This window comes from Paramixta manurensis (genome assembly GCF_013285385.1).
GTDB classification, from domain to species: Bacteria; Pseudomonadota; Gammaproteobacteria; order Enterobacterales; family Enterobacteriaceae; genus Paramixta; species Paramixta manurensis.
This window is the reverse complement of the sequence record NZ_CP054212.1, coordinates 1373017-1387406: the sequence shown is the minus strand read 5'-3', so window position 1 is coordinate 1387406 and position 14390 is coordinate 1373017. Positions and strand designations below refer to the sequence as shown.

14 protein-coding genes are annotated in these 14390 nt (G+C 55.9%); 2 read left to right on the top strand and 12 right to left on the bottom strand.

Annotated elements, in window-relative coordinates:
- Positions 1-746: 746 nt before the first annotated feature.
- From PMPD1_RS06760 to PMPD1_RS06740, 5 genes are read right to left on the bottom strand one after another with little or no spacing between them, the layout of a single operon-like run.
- Entirely contained in the window at positions 747-1883 is a 1137-nt protein-coding gene (locus tag PMPD1_RS06760) for an ABC transporter ATP-binding protein (RefSeq protein ID WP_354292807.1), read from the bottom strand.
- A gap of 24 nt (positions 1884-1907) precedes the next feature.
- Complete coding sequence (locus tag PMPD1_RS06755) at positions 1908-2732, bottom strand: carbohydrate ABC transporter permease (protein WP_173633316.1); 825 nt, start codon at positions 2730-2732, stop codon at positions 1908-1910.
- Positions 2725-3585: a carbohydrate ABC transporter permease gene (locus PMPD1_RS06750; RefSeq protein ID WP_173633315.1), complete on the bottom strand. Its 861-nt coding sequence runs from the start codon at positions 3583-3585 to the stop codon at positions 2725-2727. Before PMPD1_RS06750 ends, PMPD1_RS06755 begins: the two co-directional genes overlap by 8 nt.
- A gap of 60 nt (positions 3586-3645) precedes the next feature.
- Positions 3646-4911 carry an ABC transporter substrate-binding protein gene (locus tag PMPD1_RS06745; protein WP_173633314.1) on the bottom strand — a complete coding sequence of 422 codons (1266 nt, stop codon included), beginning with the start codon at positions 4909-4911 and terminating at the stop codon, positions 3646-3648.
- Positions 4912-4940: 29 nt separating this feature from the next.
- Positions 4941-5954, bottom strand: coding sequence for a Gfo/Idh/MocA family protein (locus PMPD1_RS06740; protein WP_173633313.1), 1014 nt, complete (start codon positions 5952-5954; stop codon positions 4941-4943).
- 338 nt (positions 5955-6292) lie between these two features.
- On the opposite strand from PMPD1_RS06740, the gene PMPD1_RS06735 reads away from it, so the two are divergent.
- Both PMPD1_RS06735 and PMPD1_RS06730 read left to right on the top strand, forming a co-directional pair.
- A complete protein-coding gene (locus tag PMPD1_RS06735; protein ID WP_173633312.1) occupies positions 6293-6988 on the top strand; it encodes an N-acetylmannosamine-6-phosphate 2-epimerase in 696 nt (231 codons plus the stop codon).
- The gene (locus tag PMPD1_RS06730) at positions 6985-7860 is read left to right on the top strand and encodes an N-acetylmannosamine kinase (protein ID WP_173633311.1); all 876 of its coding nucleotides are present in this window, start codon (positions 6985-6987) and stop codon (positions 7858-7860) included. Before PMPD1_RS06735 ends, PMPD1_RS06730 begins: the two co-directional genes overlap by 4 nt.
- A gap of 7 nt (positions 7861-7867) precedes the next feature.
- Here PMPD1_RS06730 and PMPD1_RS06725 read toward each other — a convergent pair whose 3' ends face one another.
- Genes PMPD1_RS06725 through PMPD1_RS06695 form a run of 7 tightly spaced genes read right to left on the bottom strand, consistent with a single transcriptional unit; the run spans position 7868 to position 14370 of the window.
- Positions 7868-8650, bottom strand: a complete 783-nt coding sequence (locus PMPD1_RS06725) for a GntR family transcriptional regulator (protein ID WP_173633310.1) — start codon at positions 8648-8650, stop codon at positions 7868-7870.
- A 37-nt stretch (positions 8651-8687) separates the two neighbouring features.
- On the bottom strand, positions 8688-9692 hold the full coding sequence (locus PMPD1_RS06720; RefSeq protein WP_173633309.1) for an ornithine cyclodeaminase family protein: 1005 nt from the start codon (positions 9690-9692) through the stop codon (positions 8688-8690).
- Between the two features lie 11 nt (positions 9693-9703).
- A complete protein-coding gene (locus PMPD1_RS06715) occupies positions 9704-10672 on the bottom strand; it encodes an ABC transporter ATP-binding protein (protein WP_173633308.1) in 969 nt (322 codons plus the stop codon).
- Positions 10673-10677: 5 nt separating this feature from the next.
- Positions 10678-11319 (bottom strand): ABC transporter permease, encoded by a 642-nt coding sequence (locus PMPD1_RS06710; protein ID WP_173633307.1) that lies wholly within the window; start codon positions 11317-11319, stop codon positions 10678-10680.
- Complete coding sequence (locus tag PMPD1_RS06705; RefSeq protein ID WP_173633306.1) at positions 11316-11951, bottom strand: ABC transporter permease; 636 nt, start codon at positions 11949-11951, stop codon at positions 11316-11318. The genes PMPD1_RS06710 and PMPD1_RS06705 overlap by 4 nt, the downstream gene beginning before the upstream one ends.
- Complete coding sequence (locus PMPD1_RS06700) at positions 11951-13489, bottom strand: HAL/PAL/TAL family ammonia-lyase (protein ID WP_173633305.1); 1539 nt, start codon at positions 13487-13489, stop codon at positions 11951-11953. The genes PMPD1_RS06705 and PMPD1_RS06700 overlap by 1 nt, the downstream gene beginning before the upstream one ends.
- Entirely contained in the window at positions 13489-14370 is an 882-nt protein-coding gene (locus PMPD1_RS06695) for a glycine betaine ABC transporter substrate-binding protein (protein WP_173633304.1), read from the bottom strand. Before PMPD1_RS06695 ends, PMPD1_RS06700 begins: the two co-directional genes overlap by 1 nt.
- Positions 14371-14390: the final 20 nt, after the last annotated feature.

The following is a 14390-nucleotide window of genomic DNA, read 5'->3' as shown; positions in this document are numbered from 1 at the left end:
CCGCTCCGCGTCGGACGGGTTAAGGGGAAATACACCTTTCCCCTTAACAATCCCGCGTGCCGCTGGTCCTCACGCCGCGCGTTGCGCGGTTCCCTCAGGTTTCATTCCGGCCTGCCGGACCGCCCGGAACGTGACGTCCTGTCCCGCCCGGCCTTGTGGCGGCGTCCTGCCGCCCCATCCTGGCCTTCATTCAACCTTCGGCGTTGCGGATGGCGGACACAGGGTGCTCACATTAACCTGGTGCAGCGGTGTGGATGTTGACCTTCCCGAGGCATTAGCGACGCTGAGACGGAGCCGGTTTCCAGGACGAGGCGACACGACGTCGCCGAGAGCAAGCGCCGCGTCGGGAACGCGTCGCGCCCGGTCCGTCGGAAAACGGTGAAGGTGAAGGCACCCGCGCAGCGGGCGGCGCGCCTGCCGGTAGCGCGGATTGTTAAGGGCCACGCTTATGGCCCTTAACTCGCTCGCCCTTCAGGCGAGAGAAACGCTGTTGACCTGGCGACGTCAACCACGCGCTCAGGGCGAGAGAAACGCTGTTGACCTGGCGGCACCAACCACGCGCTCAGGGCGAGAGAAACGCCGTTGACCTGGCGGCACCAACCACGCGCTCAGGGCGAGAGAAACGCCGTTGACCTGGCGGCGTCAACCACGCGCTCAGGGTAAGAGAAACGCCGTTGATTTTCCGGCTTCAGCAACCGCCAGAAATCCAACCTCCGTTAAGCCCAACGGCATTCTGTCCGCCGCCCTCACCCAAACGATTTCTGCACCGCCAACGCGGTACGGCGAAAAGCGGCCCCCTCACCATCAAACAAATGCGCATGATGAGCCGGTATCATTAACCCAACCTCATCGCCCAATGCCAACTCACGCTCCTCCGCATGCCGCACCACCAACGGATCGAACCCATTGATCGACACATAGAAATACGCCGCTTCGCCCAAATGCTCAATATGCTGAATCTGCCCAATAAGCTGAGCCTCCGACCGATCGCACAACCGCAAATGCTCCGGCCGAATCCCCACTTTCACCGCCTCTCCGGTTTCGGCGGTAGCGGCATTAACCTGCACTTCAATTTCACCGGCGCCCGCTAACCTCACGCGTGCGCTTTCGGCGCTGCCAGCAATTACTTCGCCCGATAAGAAATTCATTTTAGGCGAGCCGATAAACCCGGCAACAAACGCATTAACCGGATGATGATACAGCTCCAGCGGATGACCGGTTTGCGCCACCGAACCGTGATTCAGCATTGCCGCGCCGCTGTTTAATAACACAATTTTATCCGCCAGCGTCATCGCTTCCACCTGATCGTGCGTAACATAAATCATGGTATTGCCAAGCTGATGGTGCAATTTGGCAATCTCCACTCGCGTAGCGACACGTAGCGATGCATCAAGATTGGAGAGCGGCTCATCAAATAAAAACACCTCAGGATTACGCACGATGGCGCGCCCTATCGCCACCCGCTGGCGTTGTCCACCTGATAACGCTTTCGGTAAGCGCTGCAATAACGGTTCCAGTTGCAGTATTTTTGCCGCGTTAAGCACGCGCCGTTCTATTTCGGCTTTATCCGTTTTCGCCAGCTTCAGATTAAACGCCATATTGTCGTAAATGGTCATATGCGGATAAAGCGCATAACTTTGGAATACCATCGCCACGCCGCGATCGGCTGGCGCCAGTTTATTCACCACCCGATCGCCAATCGAAATATCCCCCGACGAGATGGTTTCCAAGCCCGCGATCATCCGCAACAGTGTTGATTTACCGCAGCCCGATGGCCCGATAAACACGCAAAATTCCCCGTGCTTAATCTCCAGATCGACTTGATTAATCACCTGCGTATCGTGAAAGCGCTTGAAGACATTACTCAGACGTATATCAGACATAACTCTACACTCCCCTCTTCCGCGCTATTTCACGCCGCCCATGGTTAAGCCACGTACCAAATGTTTTTGCACCAGTAACCCGAGGATCAACATCGGCAACATCACCAATGTTCCCGCCGCGGTGAGCGGCCCCCACTCGGTGCCCTGGAAGGTTAAAAATGAGGTGATCGCCACCGGCAACGTTTGCGTCGAATCGCCGGACAACGTCAAGACAATCTGGAATTCATTCCAGATAAAGAACAGGGTTAAAACGCCCGATGCCGCCAGCCCGGTTCGTGCCAACGGCAACATGACGCTACGAAACACTCGCCACTCGCTGGCGCCGTCTACCCGCGCGGCCTCACGTAACTCCGGCGGAATATCCTCAAAAAAGGTGGTAATCATCAGGATGGTAAACGGCACGTTGGCGATGGTGTAGACCACAATCAGTACCCAATAGCTGTCGGTCATTCCCAGACGCGTAATCAGGTAATACGCCGGGATCACCAACATAATTACCGGCGCAAAACGCAGGCTCATAATGAACTGCTTCGCACGCCCTTTACGCTCAATAAAAAACACCAAGCCATAAGCAAACAGCGCGCCCAGCAGTAAACACAGCAAGGTGGAAACCAACGAAATCAGCACGCTATTACCAAACGCACGCAAAAAATCGCCGTTGCTCAGCACCTGACGGTAATTATCCAGTATCGGTGTGAACCAGAGTTTTGGCGGCATGGCGAACGCATCGATATAGGTTTTAAACGACATGGTCACCAGCCAATAAATCGGCAGCAGGAAGAAAGCCAAAATCAGTGCCAATAGCAGGTAAAAGCCGGTTTTTCGGGCAAGATATTTAACATCAATCATCTTTCATAATCCGTTTACTGGCGACCGAGAGCACCACAATAACCAGCAGCGTATTGATGATGGCAATCACCACCGCCTCGCTGATGCGGAAATCCTGGAACCCGGTGAGATAGGCGAACATATTGGTGGTTTCGGTGGCCAGCGCCGGGCCGCCGCGCGTCATCACATAGATGAGGTCAAAAGATTTAAACGCATCGATCATGCGCAGAAACAGCGCCATTAAGATGATCGGCTTCATCATCGGCAGTTTGATAAACGCCAACAGTCGCCAGCCGCGTGCGCCATCCAGCTCCGCCGCCTCCAGCGGCTCATTCGGCAATGCATCAAGCCCGGCCGAAACCAGCAAAATAATAAACGGCGTCCATTGCCAAATGTCGGCCAAAATCAGCGAAGCCATCGCGGTATTGGGGTTGCCAAGCCAGTCGATCGGCGCAATGCCGACTAAACCGGCCAGCCAGTTAAACAGGCCAGCATTGGGATCGTAGAAAATACGCCAAATCAATCCGCCGACAATCGGCGTGACGATCATTGGCAACAATAACAGCGCCCGCACCAACTTACGTCCGAAAAAATCGTGGCTAATGAACAGGGCAATCGCACTGCCGAGCACCAGTTCCGTTACCGTCGAGCCGGCGACATAGACCAGCGTATGCCACAGCGAAGACCACAGACGCGGCTGTTGCAGGACATCAATAAAATTCGCCAGACCGATAAAATTAAATGGCGGCGGCGACATCAGATCAATATCGTAAATTGCCAGATAGATGGCATAGCCCAGCGTGTAGAACGAAACCAGTAGCAATATCATCAGTAACGGCAGAGTAAAAACCTGCTGCGTTAGTTTTGCTTTCATAGCTTTCCCTGGTGGCTAAATGAATGGGATTTCCGCCAGGCGATGCGCTGGCGGAAAAGCTTACCGCGCTAACGCCTTATCATTACGGCTATTGGCCTGTTGCAGGGCGCTTTCCACCGTTTGAGTCCCCGCCAGCGCCTGCGAGAGCGCAATGCCGGTGTTGTTGATAATCTGCGTAGCTTGCGGCACGGTCGGTAAATAACGCGCATTGCCCTTTTTCAGCGCTGCCAGCATGCCGTCTTTAAACGCGCCGTAGCGTTTAGCAAAAGCATCACTATTAATCGCGCTCAGCGAGCTCACCCCCGCATTGGGATTGAGTTCAACCGACTTCATTTGCGTCTGCTTATCGGTGGCCCAACTGATGAATTTCCACGCCGCATCCTGATGTTTACTGGCGCTGGCAATATACAGCCCGTGTACCTGTAACGCTCCGCTGTTGCCCGGATGTTCACCCGGCTGCGCCGGTACCGGCGCGTAGCCCACTTTCCCCACTACCGTCGACTCTTTCGGGTCTTCGTTGAAGCCGCCGTTAACCGTTGAGTCAATGGTCATTGCCGCCTTACCTTGCTGAAAGACCAGCCGGTTTTCCTGCCAGCCAAAATTGGCCGCGCCAATCGGGCCGTAATTTTTCAGGATATTAACGAAAGCCTTGGTCGCTTCTACCGCCTGCGGCGAGGCAATCGCCGATTTTCCGTTATCAATCCATTGACCGCCGTATCCCCACAAGAAAGCGGCCCAGGCGAAGGTGTTTTGAATACCCTGCGCGCCGCGCAGCGTGATACCGGCCATTTTGCCGCCACTTTTCTGTTTGATGGTTTTAGCCGCCGCAGTCAACTCATCAAAGGTTTTCGGAACGGCAATACCGTATTGCTGAAACAGATCTTTGCGATACATCAGAAAGGTGCTTTCGCCATACACCGGCAAACCATAAGTGCTCGCTTTGTAGTGCAGCGTATCGGCATAACTCTTAACGAAATCCGCCGCATCGAAAAAGGCGGTATCACTCTTCATCCATTTATCCACCGGCGTAATGTATCCCGCCGAGGCATAGCCAACCGCATGTACCCAATCATCCATCACCACATCGTAACGACCGCTATGGGAGGAGAAAGCCAACAATGCCTTAGAGGTCAGATCGCTGTACGGCACAATTTCCGCTTCGACCTGAATGCCGGTTTGTTTTTCAAACTCCGGCAGTAATGCCTTAATCGAATCGCTGGTGCTGTGCCCTTCCAGCAAGACGCGAATGGTTTCCTGCGCGTAGGTCTGGTTCGCCAGCAATAACGCCCCCAGCGCGCCCGCCATACCGATGTTTTTTATTTTCATCTCATCACCTGATTAATTCAGTAGGCCGTTCAGACCCGGACAATCGCGCCGCTACCGGCGGATTCCATAATCGCCAACGTAATACGCAATGCTTCATTGGCTTCTTCACCGGTCGCGACGCGGGTAGTACCGTTGCGAACATCACTGACAAACGCCATTAACTCTTCGCGGAGATCCCCTTTAATCTCGCCCTGACTAAGCGGCCAGTGCTGAGTATCGATATAACGGTTCATGCTTTCACTGGCGTGATAAAGACCCGATTCGCCGCACTCAATTTCAAACAACGCTTCGGTGGTCAGAATCGACATTTTGGCATCCAGCAAGGTGCGCGAACCCGCCGGTAGCGCCCATGAACTTTCAAGATTGACCACCGTTCCGTCGGCAAAACGCATAATGGCGAACACCGCATCTTCGGTGCCGAGATGTCCTAAGCGTTTATTGGTGGTTTGCGCATAGACGCTAACCGGCGTGGTGTGTTTCAGTAGCCACAACACCATATCGACGTCATGAACCGTGACATGGAGCGGCAAAGGTAAACTGCCGCCATAGCGTGCCGGGCCTTCAATCGCCGGACTATTACGCCGTGCGGTGATATGGCTGATTTCTCCGGCCTCGCCGGAAGCAATAATTTCCTGGGCGCGTGAATAGCGTGGGTCGAAACGCAGCAGAAAACCGATGCCCAATTTCACCCCGGCCTCACGCACCGCGCGGATAATTTGCTCGCCATCTTCAAGCGAAGCGGCGATCGGTTTTTCGAGAAAGATATGCGTACCGGCTTTTGCCGCCGCCAGCGCTGGCGCAAGGTGAAAATCATCTTTGGTACAAATACTGACGATATCCAGCTCAGCTTGCTCCAGCATGTGGTTAAAATCACTGTAGCACTCTAGTCCGGGGATCCACTCTTTCAGCGCGTCACAGCGTGCGCTATCCGGATCGGCTACGCCTACCACTTCCACGCCGTATATCTGCTGCCAGACGCGAGCGTGCATGGCTCCCATAAAACCGGCGCCGACTACGCCGACTCTGATAACGCGATCATTCATTTCATCTTCCTCTGCACCTGGTTTGAAAAAACGTGGCATAACGTTTCTTGCGGTAAGTCCGAATCATTCAATTACCATGCCAGAATAGATCCAGATTAATACCAGAAAGAAAACGGCAGTAAATTAAAGTACTTAACGTATTAACGCCAATTTAACCGTTAATTCAGACTGTTATACTGCCTGTTTTTTACTCTTGTCCAGCACATTTTTCGTGCCAACACGCAAAACAAGAGCACCATCACTGTGCAGAAGGTTTATTTTAAAATACCAGTTTACAAATCTGGTATTGCCGTGGTTATCTGTTAAGTAGTTACGGTTACAACAGGAAGGACAGGACGGTGATAGAAATAAATCAACTGAAAAATCAGCTCATTGTATCTTGCCAACCGGTCACTGACGGACCGATGGATCATGTGGATATTGTGGTGGCGATGGCAAAAAGCGCTGAAATGGCGGGCGCCAGCGCGGTGCGGATCGAAGGGGTAGAAAATGTGCGTCAGGTGGCAAAGAACTTGCATATTCCGATTATCGGTATTGTGAAGCGCGACCTTCCTGATTCCCCGGTACGCATCACGCCCTGGCTGGAGGATGTCTCGGCGCTGGCTGGCGCGGGCGCCAGTATTATTGCCTTCGACGCCACACACCGTACCCGGCCAGTGCCGATCGAGGCGTTATATCAGCAGGCACGTCGATTGGGTGTGTTGATTATGGCGGACTGCGCGACGCTGGCCGATGGGATCGCCGCCGCCGCATTGGGGTGCGATTTTATTGGCTCAACCCTGTCGGGTTATACCGAGGAAACCGCCGATCAACCGATGGAACGTCCCGACCTGGAGTTAATCTCGGCCTTCGCCGCGCGCGGCTATCGGGTGATGGCAGAGGGGCGCATTCGTGACCCAGGCCAGGCGGTGGCGGCATTACAGGCCGGGGCATTTGCCGTGACCGTTGGCTCGGCGATCACCCGGATTGAACATATTACCGAATGGTATCGTAGCGCGTTAGCCGAGGCGGCGCGCGGGAGAGCATCCGCATGATTTTGGCTCTGGATATTGGCGGCACCAAACTTTCCGCTGCGTGGATCGATAATCAACACTGTGTGGCACGCAAGCAGGTGGCGATGCGCCACGATGAAGCGGGTTTTCTTATCGCGCTGCGTGAAGTGACGCAAGCCCCCTATCCAGTAGAGAAAGTGGCGGTTGCCGCCACCGGTTTCCTGCGCGAGGGCCAAGTCTGGTCGGTCAATCTGCATACCATTCCTTTCTGGAAAGGATTCCCGCTCGGGCAGGTACTACAACAGCAGTTTAACTGCCCGGTGGTGATGCTGAACGATGCACAAGCCGCGGCGTGGGGAGAGTTTTTACCGCGTCAATCACGCCTTTCCAGTTTGTTATTTATTACGCTGTCGACCGGGGTCGGCGGCGGCCTTATTTGCGACGGTGAATTGCGTATCGGTTCGCATGGCCTGGCCGGGCATATCGGCCACGCCACGGTTAATGTGCGCCCGCTGGATGCGCAGCCCGGCAACTGCGGCTGCGGGCGGGAAGGCTGTCTTGAACATGTGGCTTCCGGCACCGCGCTGGCGCGGCAGGCCAGCGCATTACTGGGGCGTCCGTTGGATAGCCGTCAACTTTTTATTCTCGCCGCCACCGATCCACAGGCCGAAGCCATTTTAAATAATGCCGCCCGCGCAGTGGCGCAGGCGATTGCCGATACATTAATGGTGGTGGATATAGAAGAGGTGGTGATTGGCGGTAGCGTAGGATTAGCCGAGGGCATGTTGCAACGTATTCGCCTGGCGCTAGAGACTTTCCCGGCGCTCTTCCACCTGCCGCTCACTGCGGCATTGGGCGGCGGCGATGCCGGCCTGCTTGGCGCAGCCGCCTGGGCACAACGCCAGACGCGTTGATGACCCGTTAAGCGCCTGGCGCCACGTCGCGCTGTAACTCCACCAGAAAATCGTAGCTGTCACCGCGATACCAGGTATGGGTGTATTCAATCGGGCGACCATCCTCCAAATAGCAATGGCGCTCTACGTGCAGCGCCGGGCTATGCGGCGCAAGATCTAACAACTGACTATGATCGCGGGTTAAAGGTTCGGCACGAATACGTTGCAAGGCCCGCACCGGCATCATGCCGTGCTGTTGTAACACCGCATACAGCGAGTCACCCAGTTCGTTGAGCTCCGGAATAAACTGCTGCGGCACCACCGCGACCTCCACCGCCATTGGGCGATCGTCCACGGTCCGCAGGCGTTTGAGACGCCAGACCAATGCCCCCGGCGATAAATTCAGGGCGATAATTTCGGAAGGCGAGGCCGGGCTGAGTTCTTTCTCCAGCCAGCGCGCGCCAGGCTGATAGCCGCGCGAGAGCATATCTTCACTGAAACTGGTTAATGACGACAGCGGCTTTTCGACCCGCCCGGCGACCGTGCTACGTGCGCCGCGCCGCTGGACGATAACCTGCGCGCGCGCCAGTTCGCTCAATGCCCGACGCACCGTGACCCGCGATAAATCCAACTGTTCCGACAGCTCGCGCTCGCTGGGGATCGCGTAGCCCGCTTTCAACTCGCCGCGCGCCATCATTTCACGGAAACCTTTCTCCAACCGCTGATAAAGCGGCCCCGCGCCACGATTTGCATCGTCGCAATACGTTTTCAGTGTTTCGATGATTTTTTTATCCACGCGCGTCGTATCCATTCCCCATCCGTGGAGGAAGATTACCTGATGTTATCCGTCAGGCATAGCGCAGTTGCTGCCCTAACCCGCGCGTTTTCGCCTTTTCCAACATCGCATGCCCTAAGGCAATATCGCTGAGTGACAACCCACGATGCCAGAACAGGATCGTTTCGCGATCATTTTCACGTCCGGCTTTCGCCCCGGCAACAATCTGGCCTAACTCGGCGTGTAGCGTTTGCTTGCTCAGTTTACCCGCCTCAACGTGCGCGCGTAACGAACCAAACATGCCGCCTTTACACTGCCCCCAATCATCCACCACCATTTTGTCCATAATGTCGGTGAGCGACAGTTCAACCGCGCTCATGGTGCCATACGGTACCACCAGCGCGCCGGGCTTGATCCACTCGGTTTTCAGCAGCGGTTCCGGCTGATTCAGGCGTGATGCCTCAACCACAATATCCGCCCCGCGCACGCAGCTTTCCCAATCATCAGTAATGATGACCGATTTACCCAGCGCTTGTTCCAGCTTGTCGGCAAACGCCTGGCGGCTTTCCGGGCGACGCGAGTGAATGCGAATTTCATCAAAATCAAACAAATGGTCAAGCAGGCGAACATTCCAGTAAGCGGTACCGCGCGCGCCGATATGCCCCAGCACTTTACTCTCTTTTTTCGCTAAATATTTCGCGCCCAACGCGGTCACCGCGCCGGTGCGCATATCGGTAATACCCGCCGCATCCAGCACCGCCACTGGCTTGCCGGTGCGCGGATCAAACAGGTTTAGCAGCGCCATTTCCGAAGGGAGATTTTGTTTGTAGTTATCGACGAAATCCCCCACCACTTTGACGCCCGCCAGATTGATCGATTCGATGTAGCCGCGCAACACATTAAAATGGCCGTTAAACGCCGGGTCAGGAATTAAATGCACGCGTGGTTCAATCACCGTCTTACCCAGCCCTTGCGCCTGTAGCCCCATTTCCACTGCGCCCAGAATTTCGTCATTGGTTAACTCAAGCGCCTTTACATCCGGCCCGTTAAGCCAGGTAATCATGATTGGGTCGTTCATACTTGTCTCCGTTACGACAGCGCGTGCGCGCCGTCCTGTAAACGCTGATGGAAAGAAAAAAGTTGTTCGCGACTCAGTTCGCCGCTTATCACGCCCTGCGCGTCATGAAAGGTCACGATCTGCGCATCGCTATCCAGCATTGAGACCAGCGCATCTTTTAGCGTGGCGTCATCGCGCAGGCGGGTGTTGCTCTCGGCCTGCGTAGCCGGTTGCATCCATTGGCGCGCCGGAGTCAGCGCCAACAGTTTTAACGCGCTATCGTTACCGATAAATGCGGCGACAAACTCGCTGGCCGGTGCGGATAATACGGTTGCTGGTGTGTCGTACTGGCACAGGCGGCCTTCACGCATGATCGCCACCCGATCGCCCATCTTGATCGCTTCATCCATATCATGCGTCACGATCACCACCGTTTTTTTCACCCGCATCAGGATCTGGCGTATCTCTTGTTGCAAGCGTCCACGTACTAACGGATCGATAGCGCCAAATGGCTCATCCATCAACAACACCGGCGGATCGGCGGCTAACGCTCGCGCCACTCCGACGCGCTGGCGTTGACCGCCAGACAGCGAGGCGGGATAGCGCTGCCCATCTTTATCGGCATCCAGCCCGACCAGCTCTAACAACTCCCCCACTCGCTGGGCGATACGCGCTGATGACCATCCTAATAACCGTGGCACGGTCGCAATATTTTCCGCCACGCTAAGGTGCGGAAACAGGCCGACTTGCTGAATGACATAGCCAATATGGCGGCGCAGAGTGACCGGATCGAGTTTGGCGATATTGTCGCCCGCCAGCCATACCGCGCCGGATGTTGGCTCTTCCAGCCGATTAATCAACCGCATGGTGGTGGTTTTGCCGCAGCCGGAGGGGCCAATTAGCGCCACCGTGATCCCTTCCGGGATGGTCAGCGTCAGGTTATCCAATGCAGGCAGGTTTGAGCCGGGGTAACGCTTGCTTACCGCGTCCAGTTTAATCATGGCAATCAACTCTCAGGTACATGGCGGAAAAACAGCCGGGCAATGGCGATAAACAGCAGTTCAGCGCCAATAGCCAGTAAAATGACCGGGATAGCGCCAACCAGTAAGCGCGACATATCCATATTGGCGATACCGGTCGTGACAAAATCGCCCAAGCCACCGCCGCCAATAAAGGAAGCCAGCGCGGCACCGCCAATCACCTGTACCGATGCGGTACGTACGCCAGCCAAAATCCCCGGCGCCGAAAGCGGCAAAATAACAATGCGCATGATTTCTCCGCGCGTCATGCCCATTCCTTTCGCCGCCGAGAGAATATCGCGGTCGACCTGTTGGATACTGGTGCAGGTGTTGAGCAAAATCGGCGGTAGCGCCAGTACCACCAACGCCACGATCGATGGCAGCAGCCCGATGCCTAACAGCGGCAATGCCGCCGCCAGGATGGCGAGGCTGGGAATGGTGCGTAAGGTATTGGCAATGTTATTGGCAATGAAAGAGAGGCGCGGCGAACGGGCAACCGCAATGCCTGTCGGGAGCGCAATCACCAACGCCAGCGCTATCGAGCAGAAAAACATCACCAAATGCTGCCACAACGCTGGTAAAAACTGATCGGGGTTATGCCATATCCAACTGATGGCTTCGGCAATCATGCTTGCGCCTCCCGCGCGGTTTTACGCGCAATCCGCCGTTGCAGCCAAAGAAAAAGCAGGTCAACGCTAATCGCCAACAAGGCGGTTAAGCCGCCGCCAATTAAAATCTTTTCCGGATAACGCTGATCGAGACCGGCAAAAATGATGCTGCCAAGCCCGCCGGCGTTGATATACGCCGCCACCGTCGCGATGCCAATAAGCGTGGTACTGGCGATACGTAAACCGGCAATGATAAAGGGGCGCGCCAGAGGCAGCTCAATTTCCCATAACTGGCGCCAGTAGCCAAACCCCATGCCATGCGCCGCTTCAATAATTTCCGGCGGAACCGCATGAAAGCCGGTCGCGATATTGCGTACCAGCACCATCAGCGCATAAGCGGTTAATCCAACGATAGCGGGCAACACGCCAATTCCCAGCCAGGGGATCATCAAGGCAAACAGCGCCAGGCTGGGGATTGAGAACAGCATGCCGGTCACTAACAGCACCAGCGCGTAAACCTTAGGTCGCCGCGCGCTCCAGATGCTCAATACCATGGCAATGACAAAAGCGCAGCTTAGCGAAACCCCAACCAGCATTAGGTGTTCGAGTAGTGCGCGTAGAATATCGTCCCAATGTCTTGTCGCCCAACGCATTACGCCTTCTCCAGCAAGAGTCGGCTTTGAGGAACCCACTCTTCTTGCTCAATTAACGCCGCCAAGTGGCGAATATCCGCCGCGCTACTCCGATCTTCATCCAGCCGCGCCACCTGTTGCCTGACCTTCTGATAAATCGCCTGTGTGCCAACCCCAAGCGTCAGACCGGTACGTAAATCGATCGCTTGCGCGGCAACCAGCAATTCAATCGCAACCAGTAAGCGCCAACTCTCTAGCAGACGTTGCAGTTTTTGGACGACCGCCATGGTCTGCGCGGCGTAATCTTCAATACGATCGGCTACCGGCAGAGTCACTGCCGCCAGCGGTTGCGCCTGCTGTTGAACATCGGCGACCAGCGCGGCAATGGTTTTTTGCAGCGGCCCAAAGCCGGATTGTGCGCTGCCGGAGACCAGAAAACGCGGCAACTCGCTAACGCCGGGCGACATCAGCTTCATCAGCCGCTCTCCGCCGGCCGCCGCCAGCCGACTGATCGCCAACCCCAGTTGTTCCAGCGCCAGCGTCAGGTGGGTGGCGTCAAAATTGGCGTTACCGAGGATGATTTGCTCTTCAACCAGCACTGCCGGATTATCATCGCTGCTATTAAGTTCCAGTTCTGTCGCGTTAAACGCGCCTGCCAGCGCCTGTTGTACGCAGCCGAGCACCACGGCGATATTGCGAAAACTCAGCGGGTCTTGCAGACGACGCGCCTTACCCGGTGTGCTTAAGGTGCCGCCCGCCAGTAATTCGCTTAGTAATGCCGCCACGTCGCCCTGCCCCGGCGCCGGACGTAACCGGGCGGTTAACGGGGAAAGTGGCGCCAGATTGGCGACGAACCCCTCAAAGCTCAGCGCAATGGCGGCAGTTTGCGCGCTAAATACACGCGCCATGTCGTCCAGCAGCAACGCCGCCAGGCCAACACTGGCGGCGTTAGATGAAACCAATGCCAAGCCATCTTTGCCGCTAAGCTCAGGCACGCTGAGATCTAACGAGGCCAGCAGTTCTCCTGCCGGGTGTGATTCGCCGTTATATTCCGCGACGCCTTCGCCGATGACCACCAACGCAATATGCGCCAGGGGCGCCAGGTCCGCTTCGCTCAGCGAGCCGATTAACGGAACCGCTGGATGGACATCTGCGTTAAACAGCGCCAGCAGCGCCTCGGCGGTAGCCAGTGACATACCGGAATGCCCTACCGCGATACCGGCAAGCCGTGCCAACATCATTGCCCGCACCTGTGCTGGCGTAGCGAGCGGCCCCACGCCAACCGCGCGTCCACGCGGGATGCGTCGTTGAATTTCCAGCGGAGTAAGCGCCAGCGCTTGTAGATTGACCGGCGTATCAACCGCGGCACCCAGCCCGGTTGTCATCCCATAGACCTGCGCGCCTGCCGCCTGCTGCGCCAACAGAAAATGGTTGGCGCTGACAATTTTCTGACGCGTTGGCGCGCTAAATGTCACGCAGGTATGTGCGGTACGCGCCAGTTCGGCTAGCCGTGAGACGCGCAGCGGCGCCTCACCCAGCGTAAAGGAAGGCGTTGTCATCAGGATTTCACAAACCCTTTCTGCTTCAGAAAGTCTTCTGCGACATCCTCCGGTTCCTCTTTATCGCGCTCAACTGCCGCATTCATCTTCTGCATGGTTTGGTTATCCAGCATACTGCTGACACGATTGAGAACCTCTTGTGCTTTTGGCCAGGTTTTTAACGCATCCTGGCGGACGACCGGCGCGACAAAATAGGGCGGGAACAGGTGTTTGTCATCGGCCAGCGCGACGTAATTACGGTCGGCAATCTGCCAGTCGGTTGCAAAACCGTTCGCCACATCAATTTGGTTCCCCTGTAAGGCGTCATAACGTAGCCCAACTTTGGCGAACTGGCGGAAGGCTTTAAACTTCATGCCATAGACGCCCTCCAGCCCTTTCAGTCCATCCTGCCGATCAGCGAACTCCGGCCCGGCACCCAACGTCAATTGCGGCGCGACTTTGGCTAAATCCGACAGGGTTTTCAGGTGATATTTCTGCGCCACATCCGCTTTGACCAGCAAGACATAGCCGTTATTGATCTGCGCTGGCTGAAGCCAGGTAAGTTGATATTGTTGCGCATAAGCGCTTTTCACTTGCTGGTAAACGGCATCAGCATCGGCACTCATTTTCCCCTTCACCACCGCACTCAGCGCGGTACCGGTATATTCGGGATACATATCAATTTCCCCTTTAACCAGTGCCGCCTGGGCGATCAGCGTGCCGCCTAAATTGATTTTTTTCTCGACCGGCACGCCAGCGCTTTCCAGGGCGCCTGCGTAGATCTCCGCCAAAATATATTGTTCGGTAAAGCTTTTACTGCCCACGGCAAACTCTTTCGCATCAGCGCGTGTGGCAGCGATCCCGGCGATCAAGCACCACAGCGTAAGGGAGGTCTTTTTCATTTAATTTGTGACTCCTGACA